Below are 20,312 nucleotides of genomic sequence, written 5' to 3'. Positions count from 1 at the left end.
GGGGCTTTATCATGACATTGAAACCGCCTGGACGACGCTATTGCAGGTGTCCGGCGTTGTGCAACCGCCGCTGGTCCGCCGGTGGCGGGCTCCACTGGTAGGTCCAGGTCTCGGACAGGGTTTGGCCGCCCGAAGTCAGGATCATGCGCAGGTTGATCGGGTGCTCGCTCTCGTCCGGCGGGACCAGGTCGAAACGGACGCGGTAGCCGTGCACCGAATCAAGCGGCAGGACCGAGGCCAACTCGACCTCGCCCGCCGTGGTCTTGATGGAGGCCTTGACCTGGGCGTCCTTGCCCAGCCCGGCCAGCGGGCCGCCCGTGAAATCGACCACGAACCGCTTGCTGTAATGTGTGCGCCGCTTGCCGACCGCGCCGCCCAGGCCGGTGAAGGTATCGGCCACGCGGGCCAGGTCCTTCGGGCCGGGCGAGGCCGTGCCCCAGAAGAGGTCATAGCTGAAGAGCATTTCCTTGCCGGGCACCACGGCTTCGGCCGGGTGCCAGAAGGCCACGATGTTGTCGAAGGTCTCGTCCAGGGCCGGAATCTCCACCAGCTCCACCGCGCCCTTGCCCCAGTCGCCGCGCGGCACGACCCACAGGCTTGGGCGCTTGTCGTAGTACACGCCGTCGTCCTGGTAGTGGTCGAAGTTCTGGTCGCGCTGGAGCAGGCCGAAGCCCCTGGGGTTGTCGTCCACATAGGCGTTGAAGCGCAGGGAGCGCGGGTTGTTCAGGGGCCGCCAGAGCCACTCGCCCGCGCCGGTGTGCAGGGCCAGGCCGTCCGAGTCGTGGATTTCCGGCCGCCAGTCGTACCCCGTGCGCCGGTCGTTCTCGCCGACCATGAACATGCTGGTCAGCGGGGCGATGCCCAGCCGCTCGATGGGCTTGCGCGGATACAGGGCTGCGTCCACGCGCATCACGAGCGTGTCGCCGGGGGTGATGTCGAAACGGTAGGCTCCGGCCACGCTCGGCGAATCGAGCAGCGCGTAGACCGTGGCCGTGTTGCTGCCCGGTTTCGGGCGTTCCAGCCAGAAGGCGGTGAAGACCGGAAATTCCTCGGGCCGGGACAGGGCGGTGTCCACGGCCAGGCCGCGCGCGGACAGGCCGTACTGCATCTCCTTGCCCACGGCTCGGAAATAGCTCGCGCCCAGGAAGGCGACCACGTCACGCTCCCAGTCCGGGGCGAACTGCAGGCGGAAACCCGCGAAGCCCATGTCCCCAGGCAGCCCGGCCGGGTCGATGCCGGACGTGCCGTAGTCGAACAGCCCGGCGTCGTAGGCGACCCGGACGGCCTTGCCGCCCTTGAGTTCATAGATGGCCACGGGCCGCTTGAAGTACAGCCCCAAATGGAACAGCGTGGCCTGGAATTTCGACCTGCCGCCGCGCCACAGGGCGTGGGCCTTGTTGAAATGGATGGCTTGGTATTGGTCCCAGTTCATACTCGCGACCGCCTGGGGAATCTCGCCCTCGTGGTCGGCATACGGCTGCCCGGCCAGGGCGCGGGCCCGGCCCTTGAGCACGGCGTAGTCAAAGGGTTCGGCGGACGGCGGCTCCGCAAAGGCGGCTCCGGACACGGCGAACAGAGCAAGGCCCGCGACAGCGAACAACAGCGCGGCCAACGGGCGCACGCGGCGCGATGTGGGACAGGGAATATGTGAAGAGGCCATGGGGCTTTCTCCTTGGTCTTGGGCGGTTCAACGCTGTGACGGCGGACCTGCCTGGAGGATTGCGGCCATGGAATCGTTATTGATGACAGAAAGTTAATCCCTGGATCACAACGCCGTTTCGCTTCCTCGGGTGGTCCGACGGTTTTTCCTAATAGGGGAATGCCGTGGAACCTGCAAGCAAGTGCAACAGGGAAAACGCGAATGGAGAAGACCGCGTCACACGCGGCCGCGCCCAGGGACGCCTACTTGCACATCTGGGCTTCGCCCAGGACCTTGAGCCAGACCTCGGGCCCGAAGCCCAGGACCACCTTGTCGCCCGCCACCAGGATGGGCGTGCCGGGCAGATGGGCCGTACGGGCGAGCATGGCGCTCTCAAGCACGTGGGGCTCGCGCTTCTTTTGCAGGCGCACGTACAGCTTCTCGATGGTCGTGCCCTTGAGCAGCTCGGGGAAGGCCCGAGTGAACTGGGCCAGGACGAGCATGCGCGCCTCCATGAGGTCCTGGGTCTTGGGCTGCTTCAGGTCGTGGTAGGCGAACTTGGCCAGCTTCGGCAGACGGTCCGTGCCCGCCGCGTCCTCCAGGACCCAGGCGGCCATGTCCGAACCGATGAAGCTGCGGCGCGGGAAAAAGGAGAGGCGCAACGTACCGTACAGCTTGGGGTATTCCCGCAACAGCTTGTCGGCCAGGCGGCAGTGCCAGCACAGGGGGTCGGTGACGACGACCACGTCCAGGGTGCCTTGGCCGTGCAGCTCGACCACCGCGTTGTCGTACAGGGCCCGAAACTCGGGCGAACAGCCGTTGGGGATGCGGGGCTCGGCCGGGGCCGAGGCCGAGCCATGCTGGCCGGACTCGGGCGCGGGCTTGGCCTTCTCGGACGACGTGTCGTCGGCCTGGCGGCAACCGGCGAAAAGGGCCAGAGCGACGATCAGCAGGGGCAGGAGGATCAGATTCTTGCGCATGGGGCAACATATGCTCTTCGCGCCGGAAAGCCAAGCCCGGCGCGGACCGGGGAGGATTCCCCCCGCCCGCGCCGCGCTCAGGCGGCCGCGTCGCCGACCCGGACCGGTTCCGCCGGCGCGGCGACCGCGCTGCGGTTGGCGGCGTGGAAACGGCTTACCCCGTCGCGGCCCATGAACCGGGACAGAACCTTGGGGTCGGATTTGAGCAGGTCCACCAGGATAAGCCCGTCCATGCAGTTGCCGAAATCCGGGTCCATGTTGAAGCCGATGATCTTGCCGCCCAGCTTGAGGTACTGCTTGAGCAGCACCGGAATGGACCGGCCGTCCTCTACGTCGCGGACGAAGTCGGCCACGTCCTCGGGGTCGTCGAACACCCCGTCAGGCAGGGAGAAATCCAGTCGCTTCAACCGCTTGACCTTGGGTGGCCGCTTGGGCAGGGCCATGTGGGCCAACTCCGGCAGGGAGCAGTGACGCTCCATGAAGCCGACGATGAGCTCGCGGGCGACCACGGAATATTCGCTGGAGATGGAGACGCAGCCGAAGAGGCGGTGGTAGCGGGGATTGCGGGCCACGTATTCGGCCAGCCCCTTCCAGAGCATCAGGAGCGGCTGGTAGCTGCGCTGGTACTTGGGGACCACGAAGGATCGGCCCAGCTCCAGGGCGGGCCCGAGCCCCTCCAGGAAACCGGGGCGGTAGTTGAACAGGGTCGAGGTGTACAGCCCGTCCGGCCCCTTTTCGGCCATGATCTCGTCGGTCAGGGCGAAACGGTACGCCCCGGCCACCTCGCGCTCCTTGTGGTTCCAGAGCACCAGGTGGCGGTAGGCGTCGTCGAATCGGTCGATGTCCATGGCCCGGCCCGTGCCCTCGCCCACCTGGCGGAAGGTCTCCTCGCGGCGGATGCCGATCTCGCGCAGCAGCCTGGGTATCTCGTCGGCCGCGGCGTGGAACACGGTGAATTCGCCGTTGTGCAGCAGGACGTTTTCGTCGGGCAGGCTGGCCACCTCGGAGGCGAGGATGTGCTTGCCGCGCGAATTGGCGATGGGGTCCATGCGCCGTTTGGCCTCGCGCCCCTTGAAGTGGAAACGCGGTTTGCGCTCGCGGCGCAGCAGGTAGGTGCGGAAGCGCAGGTAGTCGACCACCGCCTGGTCGCCGTCAAGCTCGGCCAGCTTGTCCTGGCCGATGACCGTGCCCAGGCGCACGCCGATGACGTCGCGGGCGGCGTGCTTCAGGTTCTCGTGGGGCAGAAGCACGGTGCGTAGCCGGGGGTGGATGAGCCCCAGGGTCTGGAACAGGCCGGAGTTGCGCCCGTCGAAGAAGACCGGCAGGGCCGCGGCCCCGGTCTTGCGGATGATCCGCCCGATCATGGGGCTCCAGAGCGGGTCGCCTACGCGGCGCTTCTTGACCTTCAGGCTGGACACCTCGCCCGCCGGGAAGACCACCAGCATGCCGCCGTTCTTGAGCCAGCGCATGCAGGCCTTGAGCCCGGCGATGTTCTTGCGCGAGGCCCCGGCCCCGCCGAAGGGGTCCACCTGGATGATCAGGTCGTCCATCTCCGGGATCATGCCGAGCATGAAGTTGGCCATGATCTTGATGTCCGAACGGACCTCGCGCAGGATGCGCACCAGGAGCAGCCCCTCGAGCACGCCGAAGGGATGGTTGCACACCGCGACCAGCGGCCCGGTGCGCGGTACCCGGCTGACGGGCTGGCCGTGCACCGAGAAGCGTACCCCGAGCAGGTCCAGGGCTTTGTCCACGAAACAGCCGTCGCACTCCCCTGCCTGCAGGATCGAGTAGAGCGAGTTCAGTGTGTCGAGTCTGAGCACTTTGGCCAGGGGGCGCCTGACCATGGAAAAAAGGGTGTGGCGGACGGGGTCGTTGAAGGGCGAATCCAGATTGAACAGCGGACCGGCAAGGCGATCTTCCATTTCCTTCCTCCTGATATGGTTACCGGACTGTACGCCCGCTCCCCCTCCTCCTTCGCGCCGCCTCCATGACGATTTCGCGATTTTCGGTGACGCCCGCTTGGCGACTGTGTGACGCAGGTTGCCCGACCGCGGGGCCGGTCGCGATTTCGATGAAAAACTTCGGCCGGGGCGTGACATGCATCGGGATTCCCGGTATATGATGCCTAAAAAAGCAACCAGCGTTACAGGAGAAACGCATGTCAGCCAAACCGAACCCGGCCGGATATTTGCCCGAACTCGCTCTGGGAATTCCCGAACTCGACGACCAATACCAAGCCCTTTTCGACATGCTCGGCCGCATCGACGCGGTGTCGCCGGACATGTACCGCCAACTCGACGACGACGAGACCGACGAGATGCTCGACATCATGAACGACCTCAAGGACTCGGCCATGCAGCACTTCAGCTTCGAGGAGAACCTCATGGACGAGGCGGACTACCCCGGGCTGGATGACCAGCAGGATGCTCACGAGCGCTTCCTGGACGATCTCACCCGCGTGGAGGCCGAGCTGATGAACGGCACGTCCGTCCCGTTGGTAAAAATCCACGGATTCCTGGCCGACTGGTTCGACGAGCACATCCGGGAAAAGGACCTCCACTTCGCGAAGTTCCGCAAGGAATCCGCAAAGTAAGACTCCCCCGCCGCCTCTTAAACCATCCGTACCGCCGACCGGCCGTGAGTCCGTTTTTTTTTATCCGTCCGGGTTGACACCCGCGGTGCCGTGTTTATGTAACAGCAAGCCGGGCGGCACCTGTCGCCCGGCGCAAAAATTCAAAAATCCATTTTGGAGGTATAAGAGGATGAAATTGAAACCGCTGAATGACCGCGTCCTGGTCAAGCGTCTTGAAATGGAAGAGAAAACCGCGGGTGGCATCTACATCCCGGATTCCGCCAAGGAAAAGCCCATGAAGGGTGAAGTCGTGGCCGTGGGCCCCGGCAAGCTGGACGAAGACGGCAAGCGCGTGAAGCCCACCGTCAAGACGGGCGACCTCGTCCTCTTCGCCAAGTATGCGGGCACCGAGATCAGCATCGACGGCGAAGAGCACCTGGTCATGCGCGAGGACGATATCCTCGCCATCGTCGAATAGCTCCCCCACGGCACATTCCAACACAAACACCATTTCTAAATTCTTTAAGGAGTACACACCATGGCGAAAGATATTCTTTTCGATGCCAAGGCCCGCGAAAAACTGAAAGCGGGTGTGGACAAGCTGGCCAATGCGGTCAAGGTCACCCTCGGCCCCAAGGGCCGCAACGTCGTGATGGAGAAGTCCTTCGGCTCCCCCGTCATCACCAAAGACGGCGTGTCCGTCGCCAAGGAAATCGAACTGGAAGACAAGTTCGAGAACATGGGCGCCCAGATGGTCAAGGAGGTCGCCTCCAAGACTTCCGACGTCGCCGGTGACGGCACCACCACCGCCACGGTCCTGGCCCAGGCCATCTTCACCGAAGGCGTGAAGCTGGTCGCCGCCGGCCGCTCCCCCATGTCCATCAAGCGCGGCATCGACAAGGCCGTCGAAGCCATCGTCGAAGACCTCGAAAAGGTCGCCAAGCCCACCCGCGACCAGAAAGAGATCGCCCAGGTCGGCACCATTTCCGCCAACAACGATGCCACCATCGGCAACATCATCGCCGAAGCCATGAACAAGGTCGGCAAGGAAGGCGTCATCACGGTCGAGGAAGCCAAGGGCCTCGAGACCACCCTGGACGTCGTCGAGGGCATGCAGTTCGACCGCGGCTACCTCTCCCCCTACTTCGTTACCAACACCGAGCGCATGACCTGCGAGATGGAAGAGCCCCTGATTCTCATCAACGAGAAGAAGGTCTCCAACATGAAGGAACTGCTGCCCGTGCTCGAGCAGTGCGCCAAGATGTCCAAGCCCCTGGTCATCATCGCCGAGGACATCGAGGGCGAGGCCCTGGCCACCCTGGTCGTCAACAAGCTGCGCGGCACCCTGAACGTGGTCGCTGTCAAGGCCCCCGGCTTCGGTGAGCGCCGCAAGGCCATGCTCAAGGATATCGCCACCCTGACCGGCGGCCAGGTCGTTTCCGAAGACCTCGGCATCAAGATCGAGAACCTGACCGTCAACGACCTCGGTTCCTGCAAGCGCATCGTCGTGGACAAGGAAAACACCGTCATCGTCGACGGCGCCGGCAAGCCCGCCGAGATCAAGGGCCGCATCCAGCAGATCCGCGCCGAGATCGCCGACTCCACCTCCGACTACGACCGCGAGAAGCTCCAGGAGCGTCTGGCCAAGATCGTGGGCGGCGTGGCCGTCATCAACGTCGGTGCCGCCACCGAGACCGAGATGAAGGAGAAGAAGGCCCGCGTGGAAGACGCCCTGAACGCCACCCGCGCGGCCGTCGAGGAAGGCATCGTGCCCGGCGGCGGCGTGGTCCTGGCCCGCTCCGGCAAGGTCTGCGCCAAGGTCAAGGCCGCCGACGACGACGAACAGGCCGGTATCAACATCATCGCCCGCGCCGTGGAAGAACCCCTGCGCCAGATCGCGGCCAACGCCGGTCTGGAAGGCTCCATCGTCGTGGAGAAGATCAAGGAAGGCAAGGGCGGCTTCGGCTACAACGCCGCGACCGACAACTACGAGGACCTGATCAAGGCCGGTGTCATCGACCCGAAGAAGGTCACTCGCACCGCCCTGCAGAACGCCGCCTCCGTGGCCGGTCTGCTGCTGACCACCGAATGCGCCATCGCCGACAAGCCCGAGAAGGACAGCGGCGCCCCGGCCATGCCCGGCGGCATGGGCGGCATGGGCGGAATGGGCGGCATGGGCGGCATGTACTAAGCCTCCCCGCGCTTCTAACCTAGCCATTATCAACCGGCCTCGGTCTTCATTGACCGGGGCCGGTTTTTTCGTACCCGCCGCAGATGGCGCTCCGCACCATCCAACGGCTTTCAATTCCTCACAACACTGTTTTGCGCAAAATAGTTATTGACAAACGATGATTAATCATCGCAAAAGGGGATTATCAAACACAAGGAGTCTCCCATGGAACAGCGTATACAACGGTTTGCCCGGGTGTTCCGGGCCATTTTCGTAGCGGCATTCGTCTTGAGTCCGGTGATAGTGGCCACCCTGTGGTTTTCCGGGGGAGAGGTTTTGCTCGGGGACGGCGGGTCCACCACGATCATCGGGCTGGTCAGAGACAATGTCAGCCTGGACGCAGCGCACGCGCCCGCGTTTCCGCTGCCCTGGAGCCAGCGCTGGCTGGGGCTTGCGGTCAGCCTGATCCCGCTGGGGCCGACCATGCTCTGCCTGTGGTGGCTGGCGCGCCTGTTCGGGCTGTTTACCGCGGGTGAGATTTTCACCGGCAACACGGTCAAGTATATCCGCCGGACCGGCTGGACCATGCTGGCGGGCGTGATCCTCATGCCGATCCACGAGGCCCTGCTGACCCTGGTCCTGACCATCCACAACCCCCCGGGCGAACGGCTGATCACCATTTCGCTGGAATCGGGCGACGCCCGCGACCTGCTCGTCGCCGGGATCATCATCCTGGTCAGCTGGATCATGGACGAGGGGCGCAAGCTGCGCGAAACCGACGAACTGACGGTCTAGGCGGGCGGCATGGGCATCATCATCGATCTCGACGTCATGCTGGCCAAGAAAAAGACCAGTTCCAAGGAACTGGCCGCCGCCGTGGGTATCACTCCGCAAAACCTGTCAATCCTCAAGACCGGCAAGGCCAAGGCCATCCGCTTCACCACCCTGGACGCCATCTGCCGGACCCTCGACTGCCAACCCGGCGACATTTTGCGCTACGAGGCCGACGAACCGGAGTAACTCGGCCTCCGGCGGCCGGGGAAGGGAAGAGGGAACCCTTTGAAAGGGCTTCCCTCTTCCCTTCCCCGGACCTCCATCCGATCTCCCCTCCTGAACTTTTCAGCGCCGCTTCGCGGGAGGGAATATATCATTATTATAGCACCTTGTTCGCCAGCAATTTCTGGATGCCGACCACGTCGCTGCCTTTTTTGAGTTCTTTTTTGATGGGTTCGTGCAGGCCGGTGACGTGGAGGGTCAGTTCGGAGTCGAGGTCGAAGTGTCCGGCGGTCTCCACGGAAAAGGCCTTGATGGAGCCGTAGGGCAGGGAAAGGTAATCGACCTTCTTGCCGGTCATGCCCTGCTTGTCGATGAGCAGCAAACGGCCCGAGGTGAAAATGTACATGTCGCGGATGACCTTGAAGGCCCGCTCGATATACTCGTTGTCGCCCAGGATAGGAGCCAGTTCCGCCTGCACGTCCTCCAGTGAAACCTCGGTCGCATTGCCCATCAAGCCGTCAAGAAATCCCATGGTATTCTGCCTTTTGCTGTGGTTGGTCGAATTGCCATCACTTAACTGAGCAAAACCACTATCATACCACCCACCCCGCGCACAATCGCCCACACGCAAAACATCCCGGCCGCCCGCGCCCGCGCATCCCTGCCGAAGGCACTCAAAAAGTTCAGGAAAAGGAGGGATGGGTCCGGGGAAGGGAGGAAAACCCTTTTCTCAAAGGGTTTTCCCTGCCTCCGGCCGCCGGAGGCATGCCTTCCCTCAATGCACCTCGCGGAACTCGCGGGCGACGTCGAGGAACTTTTGGAGGATGACGGACTGGTTCTTCTTTTTCCAGAGGGCGGTGATCTCCCATTGGGGGAGGTCGCCGGTCAGGGGACGGAAGACGACCCCGCCTCGATTGACGACAACGCTGGAGGCGGGCACGAGGGCACAGCCCATGCCTGTGGCGACCAGGGCTATGATGGACTGCTCGGTATTGGCTTCCTGGACGATATTGGGCATGAACCCGGCCTTGTGGAAAGCGCCTATGAGCGAGCGGTAGAGTGCAGGCTGATTCATAGGCTGGAAGAAGACCAGGGGTTCACCTTCCAGGTCCTTGAGGTCCAGGGAGTCGCGCTCGGTAAAAGGATGTCCTTCGGGCACGGCCAGGACATAAGGCTCACGGAGGAAAAGCAGTGAGTTGAGGCCGGACGTGTCGTGCCCGAACAGGCGGACAAAGGCGATGTCCAGCCGGTCCCCGCGCAACAGCGGCAACTGCTCGGTCGTGGACTGGGCCGAAAAATCAAGCCGGATGTTGGGGTTGCGCTCTCGGAACGAGCGGATGGCCTGGGGCAGCTTGGATAGGGACGCCGGGCCGATGAACCCGACACGGAGCTGCCCTTCGAGCCCTTTGGCCATGTCCTGGATGCAAATGACGGCCTCGTTCAGGCGGTCGCGCACATCCTTGCAACGCTTGAGGAACTCCTTGCCCTCCGGGGTCAGGGCGACCCTCCGGCTGGTCCGCTCCAGAAGCGTCACTCCGAGTTCCTCTTCAAGACGCTTGACCTGCTGCGACAGCGGCGGCTGAGCGATGTGGCACCGCTCGGCGGCCCGTCCGAAATGCAGCTCCTCGGCCACGGCAATGAAATAGTTGATCTGTCTCAGTTCCATGATTCAGAGCTAATACATATTGATCTTCGTGTAAATATGTATTGGACATATTGATACCACATTTCTACCGTGTCCTCCAACACAAAGGAGGCACGACATGCAGGGTTATTCGCGTATTCGTACGTATTTTCTGGGTGTTATCATAACCGCCGCACTCCTGGCCGGGACGGGCGGCACAGGCCGGGCGGAAGAAGGGACGCGAGTCATCGGCGCAGGCCTGCCAAAGACCGCCGGGCTGGTCCTGGACTGCCGGGGCTACGCCTACACCATGGACCGCGCGGCCGGAACGATCCTCTGCGTGCCGCCGGACGGCGAGCCCATGGTCTACGCACGGGTGGACGGTCCCACGGCCCTGGCCGTGGACCGGCTGCGCACGCTCTTCGTGGGCACGGCGTCCGGGGACATCTTCGCGGTCACGCTCGACGGTGCGGTCAGCCGGGTCTTCCGCTGCGGCAGCCCGGTGTCCGGGCTGAGCATCGACCGTGACGGCAACCTGCTCGCGGCCACGGGCAAGGGCGAGATCCTGCGTGTGGCACGTGAGGATTTCCGTTTTTCCGACTAGTCCTCCACAACCGGGCGGGGCCGGGGGCGTCCCTGATGAGCGGCCCCGACCCGCCCGCCTTGCCGTGTCCGGGCCGTCCGGCAGGCCGCGAAAACCCCGTCCCGGACGGACCGGAGCGGGGAAACGATTCCGGCGGGCCGGCTAGAAATTCAGGTCGTGGGATTTTTTCGTGCGGGCCCCCTTGGATGTGAATATCTTGGGCTCGGCCTGCTTCATGAGCTTGGCGGCCTCGGTGTTCAGGGGGTTGCGGTCGTGGGCGGCCTTGGCGTTGTTGAAGACCTCGCCCCATTCGCGCTTTTGCAGGTGCAGCCTGGCCAGGCGGAGATAGAGGTTCTCGCTGGGCCCGAGCCAGCGCATGGCGTCCTTGATGGCGGCCATGGCCTTGTCCGGCTCGTGCAGCCCCTCGTAGCAGAGGATCAGGGCGTTGTGGGCGCGCGCGTCGTTGTTCTGGGTCTCCAGGGCCTTGTTCAGGTAGGGTACGGCCTCGGCGAACAGGCCGAAGGCGGCCATGCGGTTGCCGATGTCCGAGTGGATGCCCTCTATGTCCTGAAAGTACTCGGCAATCTTGCTGTAGAGCTTGCGGGCCTCCAGGGGTTGGCCCGCGTCGATCAGCTTGGCCGCCTTGATGAGGTTGTCGTCCAACACGCCGAGGCGCTTGCGCAGCTTGGCCACGCGGGCCTTTTCCATGGCCTCGCCGAGCTTCTTGTGCAGCCGCATGAGGGTCTGGAAGAACGCCTTTTCCTTGCCCTTCCGGCAGTTGAGCCCGTCCGGAAAGAGCTTCTTGATCATCTTCATCTTGTTCAGGTCGCGCAGCGCCTCGTCCAGGTGGGCCTGAATCTCGAACTTCTCCGCCCCGAAGACCTGGCTGGTGACCATGCCCCGGATGGCGCTGGCCAGATACTTGAGCGTCCGCAGGTAATCGTTTTTCTTGGCATAGGCGCGGGCGCGCGCGATGTCTTCGCGGATTTCCTTGGCGGTCATGGGACTGGTTGGCATGGCGTCCTTTGTCTCGAAAAAAACACTAAACGACAGCGGTAAATTAATACAGGCACGAAAAATTGGCAAGCATCGACGCGATTATCCCGCATTTTCGGACCACTAGACCATACCAGGCACCCGCTTTGGTTGACGCGCGCAAGCCAAACCGTATAGCGTACCCACTCGTTGCGGTCCGTCCACCTACTCCGGGAGTGCCACGTGAACATCTATCTCGCGATCATCATCGGTTCCCTGCTGGCGGCCTGGTTCCTGGGCGTGCTGTCCGACCGGCTGTCGGCCCGCGCCATGCGCCCCGCCCCGCCCGAGGAACTGGCCGACGTCTTCGACGCCGAGACCTACGCCAGGTCCCAGGCCTACACCCTGGCGTCCATGAAATTCTCCACGGTCTCCGAGACCTTCAACACCCTGATCCTGGTCCTCGCCATCCTGGCGGGCGGGTTCAACCTCCTGGATGTGCTGGTCCGGACCGCCGGGTTCGGGCCGCTCGCCACCGGGCTTGCCTATATCGCCGCCCTGGCCCTGATCAGCGGGGTCATCGGCCTGCCGTTCGAAATCTACCACACCTTCGTGCTGGAAAAACGGTTCGGCTTCAACACCACCACGCCCGGCACCTTTGTCCTGGACCGGATCAAGGGGCTGGTCCTGGGCGCGGTCATCGGCGGCGCGCTGGTGGCGGGCCTGCTGCTCTTCCTGCGCGAGACCGGACCGTACGCCTGGCTGCTGTGCTGGGGGTTCGCGGTGCTCCTGTCCCTTGGCCTGACCTACGTGGCCCCCACCTGGATCCTGCCGCTGTTCAACAAGTTCACCCCTCTGGAGGAGGGCGAGTTGCGCGGCAAGCTCATGGCCTTCGCGGACAAGGCCGGGTTCGAGCTGTCCGGCATCTTCGTCATGGACGGTTCCAAGCGGTCCACCAAGGGCAACGCCTTTTTCACCGGGTTCGGCAAGCGGCGGCGCATCGCCCTGTTCGACACGCTCATCAAGGAGATGGACGCCGACGAGATCGTGGCCGTGCTGGCCCACGAGGTGGGCCACGCCCGGCTCGGGCACATCAAAAAGCGGCTGGCCACCGGCATCCTCAAGGCCGGGGCGGTCTTCTACCTCATGTCCCTGTTCCTGGACTCCGCGGGGCTGTTCGCGGCCTTCGGCATGGAGCACATGTCGCTCTACGCGGGGCTCGTCTTTTTCGTGCTGCTCTACACCCCGCTCTCCCTGGCCCTGGGCGTGGTCGCCAACGCGGTCTCCCGCAAACACGAGTTCGAAGCCGACGCCTTCGCCGCCCGGACCACGGGCCGCCCGGACGCCATGATCTCGGCCCTGAAAAAGCTGTCCGCCTCCAACCTGTCCAACCTGACGCCGCACCCGCTCACGGTCTGGCTCGAATACGGCCATCCCCCGGTTTTGGCCCGCATCCGTGCCCTGGCCGCAGGCCGTTAGGCGCCGAACGAACGAAGGGGGCGCAGCCGGTCAGGCCGCGCCCCGTTATCCTCCGTTTGCGGCTATACCCGTCCGGACTCGCCGCCTGCGCCTCCCGGCAGCGCAGGCATGACCTGCGCCCCGAGGGAAGCGGCCATTGCGCGCCCGTCCTGCGCCACTCGGAAGAACTCCATGGACTGCTGCAACTGGACGGCCTGCCCGGACAACTCCTCCGACGTGGCGGCCAGTTCCTCGGAAAATGCCGCGCTGCGCTGGGTCTCGACCTCAAGCTGCTTGACGGCCGACGCGATTTCTTCCGCCGAGGCGTACTGTTCCTTGTTGGCCTCGGCCACCTTCCGGGCCAGTTCCTCATTGTGCTGGATGTCGAGGACCACCTTTTCGAGCATGGCCTCCGCATTTTCGGCCACGGCCAGGCTGCGCCCGGTCAGGTCGCCGATCTCCGAGGCGGCCACGCCGGAACGCTCGGCCAGCTTGCGGACTTCGGCGGCCACCACGGCGAACCCCTTGCCGTGCTCCCCGGCGCGGGCGGCCTCGATGGCCGCGTTCAGGGCGAGCAGGTTGGTCTGCCGGGCAATCTCCTCAATGATCGACGTCCGCTGGGCGATGTCCTGCATGGCCCCCAGGGTTTGCCTGACGGCTTCGCCGCCCTTCCGGGCGTGTTCGCCCGTCTTGAGCGCGGTGTCTTCGGTCTCCTGGGCGGCCTCCATGCTCTCGTGGATCCGGGTCGTCATCGCCTCCATGGACGCGGTGATCTCGGTCACGGCCGAGGCCTGCTCCGTTGCGCTTTCGCTCAACTGGGTGGACGAGGAGGCGATCTCGTTGCTGCCCGTGGCCACGTTCTCCGCCGCGCTCTTGACGTCGTGGACCACATTCCGGAGGGCCGCGACCATGCTCCCGAGGGAGCGCATGAGATTGCCGAGTTCATTGGGCGAATTGCTCTCGATGTCCTTGACCAGGTCGCCCTTGGACATGTCGGCGGCCAGGACCATGCCGTCGCCTACCGGCTTGATGATCAGCCGTCTGAGGAAGAACACGATCAGGCCGACGACCAGCAGGACGATGGCCAGGCCGATCCAGGCAAGGACATAGGCCTGATGGATGGCCCCGGCGGCAAGGTCCGCCTCGTTGGCCGCCATGCACACGATCCAGCCGGTCGAGGGCTCGGAGTGGAAGACCATGACCTTGTCCATGCCCTTCCACTGGTAACGTACCTCCCCGTTCTTCATGTCGAGCGCCTGCCGCACGAAGTCGTTCTGCGCGTAGTCCTGCATGATCAGGGACCGGTCCTTGGGGTGATAGATGAACCGCCCGGCACCGTTCAGGATGAAGCCGTATCCGTGCTCGCCGATGGTCACCGGGTCGATGAAGGTCTTGCAGAACCTGTCCCAGTCGCAATAGACGGCCACACCGCCGAGCAGTTCTCCATTCGGGCCCCGGACGGGCGCACCGACCGCGAAGATGATCGTCTCCCCTCCCTTGACCTTGAAAACGCCGCTGGAAACCTGCGCCTCGCCGCTGGCGATCACGTTCTTCACGTACTCCCGTTCGGACAGATCCAGGCCAGACATGGAAGCCCCCGTGGAGCTCGCCCCCGCCACGGTTTTCCCCTCAAGGTTGAAAACGCTCGCCCCCTGCAGGTTCTCGTTGTCGCGCACGTACTGCCTGATAAATTCGTCCGCCTTTTCGGGGTCCCCTTGCAGGGCGGCCTTGATAGCCGACCGGTCGGCCATGGCGGAGGTGGCCGTCATGCTGTCCTCGATGAACAGGTGCAAGGCATCCGCAATGCTTCGCGCCTGGGTATCGGCCTTGCCGGTCGCATTCCGCAGGGCCATTTCATAGGTTGAAACGTTAACGTAATACACCAGTGCCACAATCCCGATCACGATCGCCGCTATGCACGGCAACATGATGGCTCGGGCCAAACTTTTTGCGATCCAACTAAACATCTGCATCTCCTCGGAATCATACCTGATAACTCTAAAACAACAGCGCCGCATTTTTCATGATAGTAAAATATCAATAAAATACAGGCGATTAGGGTTGTGCTTCGGAGAGCATGATGCAAGCGGTAGGACCAGTCCATTATAAATCGACTGAGCGATCAATTCGAAGCGCACCGCGTCGGACACGGTGCGCCGAAGCCGGGCGGCAACCCCCGGAAAAGTGGCAGGAATTCAGGCTAGCCCGCTGCCCTGGCAGCGACGATGGCGGCTTCCTCGCCCTTGCCCTGGGCTTCGAGGGCTTCGACCAGGGTGTCCCAATAGGCGCTCACGCCGGGAGCCAGGGCCGAGGACTGGCGGGCCAGGACCTCGGCGATCTGCGGGTCCTCGCCCTGGTCGAGATAGAGTTTGGCGAGCATGTGCATGGCCTGGTGGTCGTTGTGGTCGGCGTTCAGGGCCAGGTGCAGGTATTCGCGGGTGCCTTCGATGTCGCCCTGGCGGTAGGCTACGCGGGCCAGCGGACGCAGGACCATGCGCTCGCCGCCGGGCTGGTCGGCAGCTTTTTTGTAGAGGTTGGCGGCCTTCTTGAGGTGGTTGGCCTTTTCCTCGATGGAACCCAGGCGCATGAGCGAATAGACGTGTCCGGGCTCGGCCTTGAGGCACTGGCGGTATGCCTTTTCCGCGGACTTGAGGTCGCCCAGGCGGTGGTTGGCCCAGCCCAGGTTGTACAGGGCCAGGACGTCCTTTTTATCGAGCTCCACCACCCGCTCGAACTCGTGGCGGGCCTCCTCGAACCGGCCGAGCTGGGCGTAGCAGATGCCGAGCGAGTTGCGGGCCAGGAGGTTGTTGCCGTCGTCGAGCAGGGCCAGCTTGAACTCCTCGATGGCCCCATAGATGTCGCCGTCCATGAACCGCCGGTCGGCGGACAGGTTGAGCGAGATGGAGTCGAACACGGCCACCCTCGGTTCGGGCAAAAGCAGGGCGTGCTCCAACGCCTTGCGGCAGTTTTCGAGCATGTCGGCCCGGTCGAAATTGAGGAACGGGTAGCGGGCGGAGCCCACGGAGAGCTTGAGGCCGAGATTGCGGGCCACGGCCCGTTCGAGCTCCAGAGTGCGGTCCATGAGGGTCTGCCGGTCCACGCCATCGCTGAAGAAGATCATGCCGTTGAGGCCGAACCGCCCGCCGGTGGCCGCGTCGCCGAACACCCCGCGCGCGAGTCTGGCCACGTCGCGGGCCATGTGGTCCATGCCGTCCTGGTAGCGGTCGTTCTCCTCGGGCTGGTCCAGGATGCGGATCAGGGACAGGCCGAAGGACTCGGGCTTGAGCCGGGCCTTGGCGAACCAGGAGACGAATTCGCCGTATCGAAGAAGCTGGGTCGCGCCGTCGTGGCTCGGCATGGTGTCGTCCTTTATTTCCTGTTCGGGCGAGAACAGGCTTTCGTCGCCCTCGATGAGGTTCAGGCGGTCTCCGGGCTCCACGGCCCAGGCCGCGTCGCCCAGATGCAGTGCCTCGGCAAAGGCGATGTCGTCCTGGACCTCGACCAGGACCACCTCCCCTTTGTACATGGCCGGGTAGCGGCCGGAAAGGCGCTCGTCCTCGGTCAGAGAGGCCGAGGCGATGCCGCCGGACTTGGGCGAACGGACCAGGAAGCGCTGGCCGACCTTGGCCCCGGAGGCCTCGCCCAGGGACACGACCATGCGGTTCATGGGCAGGGTTTCGAGGACCCGGCCGCCCTTGGACAGGATGTCGGCGTAGCCGAAGACCCGGTTGCGGCCCTGGTCCTTGGCCACGGCCACGCCCTTGCGGGCCTTGCGCACGATCATGCGCGCCTGCTCGGAAGGGGTGCGCCGGAACTGCGCGCCCTCCAGCCCCTGCGGATAGCAGACGTAGCCCAGGCTGCCGGTGATGGTGATGGTGTCGTTGGTGATGTCGTCGGTGAAGGACAGCTTGCTCAGCCCCGAGCGGATGACCTCGGACAGCTGGAAGCAGGCGTGGGGCTTGGCGTCGGGCACCAGGATGGCGAACTTGTCGTTGGCGAAGCGCGCCACGGTGGTGTACTTGGGGCAGACCAGGCCCAGCAGCCGCCCGACCTCGCCCAGGATGTCGTCGCCCTTGAGGTAGCCGTAGCGCTCGTTCACGGGCTGGAAGGTATCCAGATCGAGGAAGATGACCCCGAAGGTCCCGGAAAAGGCCATCTCGGGTTCGCGGGCCTCCACTCCGGCCCGGCAGGACCCCGTGGCCAGGCAACCCTGGACCTGGTCGATGGCCTGCTCCAGTTCCTCGAAGAAGAAGTTGCGCGAATACAGGCCGGTCAGCGGATCGGTGACCGCTTTCTTGTACAGGGCCAGCTTCTCGAGCACGGATGCGGCCAGGGCCATGAGGTACTTCGGGGCCGTGGCCGGGGCCTTGAGGCGTACGCCCTTGGCGATGAAGTAACACATCATCTCGCCCTTGAAGACCAGCGGCAGGATCAACTCGCTGTCCTCGGCCCGGAACTCGGGTTCGGGAATCTCGGCCGACTTCTCCCTGGGAAAGAACAGGCTGTAGGAGGTGAAGGGAACGAACTCCGCCATGCAATCCTTGATGGTGTGTTCGAAATCGATCAGCTCCTGGGGAGTGAGCGACACGGCCCTGTCCGAGAAGATGTCCTTATTTGTCCTCATAATGCGGCAGGGTACAACGAGGGCCGTTTTTTCTCAAACAAAAGTTTGGGTAATGGTCCGTGACAACACCGGTTTTTTGGGCCTCCCAAGGGCACCTCCGCTCCCTGCCCGGCGAACTATATCAATACATCCAGATATAAACATTTTGTTTGACTCCCCCCAGTAAATCTGTCAGGTGTTCACCAAGCTTCGAGGCGAACCATGAATATCATCACCGATCCGACAGAATTGCAGCGCCAGTGCCTGGCCTGGCGCAGCCAGGGCCACTCCATCGGCCTCGTGCCGACCATGGGCTATCTGCACCACGGCCACACCTCCCTCATCGACCGGGCGCGGCCCGAGTGCGACCGGCTCGTGGTCTCGGTCTTCGTCAACCCGGCCCAGTTCGGCGAGAACGAGGACCTGGACAGCTACCCGCGCGACTTTGCAAGCGACTGCTCCAAGGCAGAGGCCCACGGCGTGGACCTGCTCTTCGCGCCCGAACCCGGCGCCATGTACGAGGACAACCACGCCACCTGGGTGGAGGTCCCCCGGTTGGGCGAGAACCTCTGCGGCGCCACCCGGCCCATCCATTTCCGGGGCGTATGCACCGTGGTCACCAAGCTGTTCATGCTGACCCAGGCCGAGGTGGCCGTGTTCGGCGAAAAGGACTGGCAGCAGTTCGCCATCCTGCGCCGCATGGTCCGCGACCTGAACATGCCGGTCCGGCTCATCGGGCACCCCATCGTGCGCGAGGAGGACGGCCTGGCCCTGAGTTCCCGCAACGCCTACCTGACCGAGGCCGAGCGCGCCGCCGCCCCGAACATCCGCCGGGGGCTGCTCAAGCTCGCGGACAAGGCCGGGGGCGGGGAGCGCGACTGCGCCGCCCTGAAGCGCTTCCTGGCCGACGAGTACGCCGCCGCCCTGCCCATGGGCCAGGTGGACTACATCGAGATCGTGGACCCGGACGAAATTTCACCGCTTGAGACCATTGCCCGCTCCGCCCTGGCCGCCGTGGCCGTGCGCATGGGCAAGGCCCGGCTGATAGATAATATATTGATAGAGGTTTAGACCCGTGGCTCAACGATGTTTTTTGAGCGCCAAGATTCATGGCGCGACCATTACCTGCGCGAACCTGGAATACCGGGGCAGCATCTCCATCGACACCAAGCTGATGAAGACGGTGGGCCTGCTGCCCTACGAACAGGTGGACGTGTACAACCTGGACAACGGGGAGCGGCTGACCACCTACGCCATCCCCGGCCAACCGGGCGAGATCTGCCTGAACGGCGCCGCCGCGCACAAGGGCGGCGTCGGACAGCGCGTGATCATCGCCGCATACATGTGGCTGGACGAAAATGAAGCGAAGACCCGCAAGCCCCGGGTCGTCATCGCCGGCAAGAACAATACCGTCGACGAAATCCTCGAGTGCGAGCTCATCAACCCGGATTTCTAGACGACATCAAGCAGCATCCCTGAAGGAGGGTCCGATGCAGATTGAAGGCAAATACCTTTTCACTTCCGAGTCCGTGACCGAAGGCCACCCCGACAAGGTGGCCGACCAGATTTCCGACGCCATCCTGGACGCCATCATCGGCCAGGACGCGAACGCCCGCGTGGCCTGCGAGACCCTGGTGACCACCGGCATGGCCTTCATCGCCGGCGAGATCTCGACCACCGCGTTCGCCGATTTTCCGGACATCGTCCGGAACACCATCAAGGGCATCGGCTACAACAGCTCCGACACCATGGGCTTCGACTGGCAGACCTGCGCGGTCATCTCGTCCATCGACAAGCAGTCTCCGGACATCGCCCAGGGCGTGGACCGGGTCAAACCCGAGGACCAGGGCGCCGGTGACCAGGGTATGATGTTCGGCTACGCCACCAACGAAACCCCGACGCTCATGCCCACCCCCATCTACTACGCGCACAAGCTGTCCCGCCGCCTGACCTACGTGCGCAAGGAGGGCATCCTCGATTTCCTGCGCCCGGACGGCAAGACCCAGGTCTGCGTGCAGTTCGACAACGGCAAGCCCGTGCGCATCGACAACGTGGTCGTCTCCTCCCAGCATGACGAGAACATCGCCTACTCCGACCTGAAGGAGGCGATCCTCAAGGAAGTCATCATGCACACCCTTCCCGAGGAGCTGATCGACGACAAGCTGAAGACCTACATCAACCCCACCGGCCGGTTCGTCATCGGCGGCCCCGTGGGCGACTGCGGCCTGACCGGACGCAAGATCATCAACGACACCTACGGCGGCGCGGGCGCGCACGGCGGCGGCGCCTTCTCGGGCAAGGACCCGTCCAAGGTGGACCGCTCCGGCGCGTACATGGCCCGCTACGTGGCCAAGAACGTGGTCGCCTCGGGCCTGGCCGATATCTGCGAAGTCCAGATCGCCTACGCCATCGGCGTGGCCCAGCCCGTGTCCGTGGTCGTCAGCTCGCGCGGCACCGGCCAGGTGTCCGACGAGCAGTTGACCAAGGCCGTTACCGAGGTCTTCGACATGCGCCCCTACTTCATCCAGGAGCGCCTCAAGCTGCGCCGTCCCATCTTCCAGAAGACCACCAACTACGGCCACTTCGGCCGCGAGTTGCCCGAGTTCACCTGGGAAGCCACCGACGCCGTGGACGATCTGCGCACCGCCTGCAAGATCTAGCTCCGCGCCCCCCTTCGACGACAAACCGCCCGGTCCGGCATATGCCGAA

18 protein-coding genes are annotated in these 20,312 nt (G+C 64.0%); 10 read left to right on the top strand and 8 right to left on the bottom strand.

The features are described 5' to 3' along the window. Window positions 1-37: 37 nt before the first annotated feature. The 3 genes from V8V93_RS08105 to V8V93_RS08095 form a co-directional block, all read right to left on the bottom strand. Window positions 38-1,660, bottom strand: a complete 1,623-nt coding sequence (locus tag V8V93_RS08105; RefSeq protein WP_338669856.1) for a glucan biosynthesis protein — start codon at window positions 1,658-1,660, stop codon at window positions 38-40. A gap of 242 nt (window positions 1,661-1,902) precedes the next feature. Continuing rightward, on the bottom strand, window positions 1,903-2,619 hold the full coding sequence (locus V8V93_RS08100) for a DsbA family protein (RefSeq protein ID WP_338669855.1): 717 nt from the start codon (window positions 2,617-2,619) through the stop codon (window positions 1,903-1,905). A gap of 77 nt (window positions 2,620-2,696) precedes the next feature. Then, complete coding sequence (locus V8V93_RS08095; RefSeq protein WP_338669854.1) at window positions 2,697-4,544, bottom strand: lysophospholipid acyltransferase family protein; 1,848 nt, start codon at window positions 4,542-4,544, stop codon at window positions 2,697-2,699. 236 nt (window positions 4,545-4,780) lie between these two features. Here V8V93_RS08095 and V8V93_RS08090 point away from each other — a divergent pair, with 236 nt between their 5' ends. The 5 genes from V8V93_RS08090 to V8V93_RS08070 all read left to right on the top strand — a co-directional run bounded on the left by V8V93_RS08090 (window position 4,781) and on the right by V8V93_RS08070 (window position 8,384). Beyond that, window positions 4,781-5,215 (top strand): bacteriohemerythrin, encoded by a 435-nt coding sequence (locus tag V8V93_RS08090; RefSeq protein ID WP_338669853.1) that lies wholly within the window; start codon window positions 4,781-4,783, stop codon window positions 5,213-5,215. Window positions 5,216-5,384: 169 nt separating this feature from the next. Next, entirely contained in the window at window positions 5,385-5,672 is a 288-nt protein-coding gene (gene groES / locus V8V93_RS08085) for a co-chaperone GroES (RefSeq protein ID WP_338669852.1), read from the top strand. Window positions 5,673-5,732: 60 nt separating this feature from the next. Further along, the gene (gene groL, locus V8V93_RS08080; protein WP_338669851.1) at window positions 5,733-7,385 is read left to right on the top strand and encodes a chaperonin GroEL; all 1,653 of its coding nucleotides are present in this window, start codon (window positions 5,733-5,735) and stop codon (window positions 7,383-7,385) included. Window positions 7,386-7,589: 204 nt separating this feature from the next. After that, the gene (locus tag V8V93_RS08075; protein ID WP_338669850.1) at window positions 7,590-8,159 is read left to right on the top strand and encodes a DUF2975 domain-containing protein; all 570 of its coding nucleotides are present in this window, start codon (window positions 7,590-7,592) and stop codon (window positions 8,157-8,159) included. Between the two features lie 9 nt (window positions 8,160-8,168). After that, the gene (locus V8V93_RS08070) at window positions 8,169-8,384 is read left to right on the top strand and encodes a helix-turn-helix domain-containing protein (protein ID WP_338669849.1); all 216 of its coding nucleotides are present in this window, start codon (window positions 8,169-8,171) and stop codon (window positions 8,382-8,384) included. 133 nt (window positions 8,385-8,517) lie between these two features. Here V8V93_RS08070 and V8V93_RS08065 read toward each other — a convergent pair whose 3' ends face one another. Together V8V93_RS08065 and V8V93_RS08060 are read right to left on the bottom strand one after the other, a co-directional pair. Further along, on the bottom strand, window positions 8,518-8,892 hold the full coding sequence (locus tag V8V93_RS08065) for a PH domain-containing protein (RefSeq protein ID WP_338669848.1): 375 nt from the start codon (window positions 8,890-8,892) through the stop codon (window positions 8,518-8,520). Window positions 8,893-9,135: 243 nt separating this feature from the next. After that, the gene (locus V8V93_RS08060) at window positions 9,136-10,026 is read right to left on the bottom strand and encodes a LysR substrate-binding domain-containing protein (protein ID WP_338669847.1); all 891 of its coding nucleotides are present in this window, start codon (window positions 10,024-10,026) and stop codon (window positions 9,136-9,138) included. A gap of 97 nt (window positions 10,027-10,123) precedes the next feature. Here V8V93_RS08060 and V8V93_RS08055 point away from each other — a divergent pair, with 97 nt between their 5' ends. After that, window positions 10,124-10,588 (top strand): hypothetical protein, encoded by a 465-nt coding sequence (locus tag V8V93_RS08055; protein ID WP_338669846.1) that lies wholly within the window; start codon window positions 10,124-10,126, stop codon window positions 10,586-10,588. Between the two features lie 141 nt (window positions 10,589-10,729). Here the strand turns inward: V8V93_RS08055 and V8V93_RS08050 are convergent, their stop codons facing one another. Beyond that, entirely contained in the window at window positions 10,730-11,584 is an 855-nt protein-coding gene (locus V8V93_RS08050) for a hypothetical protein (RefSeq protein ID WP_338669845.1), read from the bottom strand. Window positions 11,585-11,785: 201 nt separating this feature from the next. On the opposite strand from V8V93_RS08050, the gene V8V93_RS08045 reads away from it, so the two are divergent. Next, complete coding sequence (locus V8V93_RS08045; RefSeq protein WP_338669844.1) at window positions 11,786-13,021, top strand: M48 family metallopeptidase; 1,236 nt, start codon at window positions 11,786-11,788, stop codon at window positions 13,019-13,021. Window positions 13,022-13,083: 62 nt separating this feature from the next. Here the strand turns inward: V8V93_RS08045 and V8V93_RS08040 are convergent, their stop codons facing one another. Together V8V93_RS08040 and V8V93_RS08035 are read right to left on the bottom strand one after the other, a co-directional pair. Further along, complete coding sequence (locus tag V8V93_RS08040; protein WP_338669843.1) at window positions 13,084-14,769, bottom strand: methyl-accepting chemotaxis protein; 1,686 nt, start codon at window positions 14,767-14,769, stop codon at window positions 13,084-13,086. A gap of 431 nt (window positions 14,770-15,200) precedes the next feature. Continuing rightward, window positions 15,201-17,588, bottom strand: a complete 2,388-nt coding sequence (locus V8V93_RS08035) for a tetratricopeptide repeat-containing diguanylate cyclase (RefSeq protein WP_338669842.1) — start codon at window positions 17,586-17,588, stop codon at window positions 15,201-15,203. A gap of 237 nt (window positions 17,589-17,825) precedes the next feature. Between V8V93_RS08035 and panC the strand changes: the two genes are divergently transcribed. The 3 genes from panC to metK are packed head-to-tail and all read left to right on the top strand — an operon-like array spanning window position 17,826 to window position 20,263. Then, window positions 17,826-18,674 (top strand): pantoate--beta-alanine ligase, encoded by an 849-nt coding sequence (gene panC, locus V8V93_RS08030; RefSeq protein ID WP_338669841.1) that lies wholly within the window; start codon window positions 17,826-17,828, stop codon window positions 18,672-18,674. Between the two features lie 4 nt (window positions 18,675-18,678). Next, window positions 18,679-19,059: an aspartate 1-decarboxylase gene (gene panD, locus V8V93_RS08025; RefSeq protein WP_338669840.1), complete on the top strand. Its 381-nt coding sequence runs from the start codon at window positions 18,679-18,681 to the stop codon at window positions 19,057-19,059. A 34-nt stretch (window positions 19,060-19,093) separates the two neighbouring features. After that, a complete protein-coding gene (gene metK, locus V8V93_RS08020) occupies window positions 19,094-20,263 on the top strand; it encodes a methionine adenosyltransferase (protein ID WP_338669839.1) in 1,170 nt (389 codons plus the stop codon). The last annotated feature ends 49 nt before the right edge of the window (window positions 20,264-20,312 follow it).

Source organism: Pseudodesulfovibrio sp. 5S69, assembly GCF_037094465.1.
Classification (GTDB): domain Bacteria; phylum Desulfobacterota; class Desulfovibrionia; order Desulfovibrionales; family Desulfovibrionaceae; genus Pseudodesulfovibrio; species Pseudodesulfovibrio methanolicus.
Note: the sequence above shows the minus strand (reverse complement) of the source record. Positions and strands in the feature narration are given on the sequence as shown.

Excerpts from the sequence above, each read along its gene's own strand:
- V8V93_RS08105 (WP_338669856.1), bottom strand. The coding sequence starts at position 1,660 with ATGGCCTCTTCACATATTCCCTGTCCCACATCGCGCCGCGTGCGCCCG.
- V8V93_RS08100 (WP_338669855.1), bottom strand. The coding sequence starts at position 2,619 with ATGCGCAAGAATCTGATCCTCCTGCCCCTGCTGATCGTCGCTCTGGCC.
- V8V93_RS08095 (WP_338669854.1), bottom strand. The coding sequence starts at position 4,544 with ATGGAAGATCGCCTTGCCGGTCCGCTGTTCAATCTGGATTCGCCCTTC.
- V8V93_RS08090 (WP_338669853.1), top strand. The coding sequence starts at position 4,781 with ATGTCAGCCAAACCGAACCCGGCCGGATATTTGCCCGAACTCGCTCTG.
- groES (WP_338669852.1), top strand. The coding sequence starts at position 5,385 with ATGAAATTGAAACCGCTGAATGACCGCGTCCTGGTCAAGCGTCTTGAA.
- groL (WP_338669851.1), top strand. The coding sequence starts at position 5,733 with ATGGCGAAAGATATTCTTTTCGATGCCAAGGCCCGCGAAAAACTGAAA.
- V8V93_RS08075 (WP_338669850.1), top strand. The coding sequence starts at position 7,590 with ATGGAACAGCGTATACAACGGTTTGCCCGGGTGTTCCGGGCCATTTTC.
- V8V93_RS08070 (WP_338669849.1), top strand. The coding sequence starts at position 8,169 with ATGGGCATCATCATCGATCTCGACGTCATGCTGGCCAAGAAAAAGACC.
- V8V93_RS08065 (WP_338669848.1), bottom strand. The coding sequence starts at position 8,892 with ATGGGATTTCTTGACGGCTTGATGGGCAATGCGACCGAGGTTTCACTG.
- V8V93_RS08060 (WP_338669847.1), bottom strand. The coding sequence starts at position 10,026 with ATGGAACTGAGACAGATCAACTATTTCATTGCCGTGGCCGAGGAGCTG.
- V8V93_RS08055 (WP_338669846.1), top strand. The coding sequence starts at position 10,124 with ATGCAGGGTTATTCGCGTATTCGTACGTATTTTCTGGGTGTTATCATA.
- V8V93_RS08050 (WP_338669845.1), bottom strand. The coding sequence starts at position 11,584 with ATGCCAACCAGTCCCATGACCGCCAAGGAAATCCGCGAAGACATCGCG.
- V8V93_RS08040 (WP_338669843.1), bottom strand. The coding sequence starts at position 14,769 with ATGACGGCCACCTCCGCCATGGCCGACCGGTCGGCTATCAAGGCCGCC.
- panC (WP_338669841.1), top strand. The coding sequence starts at position 17,826 with ATGAATATCATCACCGATCCGACAGAATTGCAGCGCCAGTGCCTGGCC.
- metK (WP_338669839.1), top strand. The coding sequence starts at position 19,094 with ATGCAGATTGAAGGCAAATACCTTTTCACTTCCGAGTCCGTGACCGAA.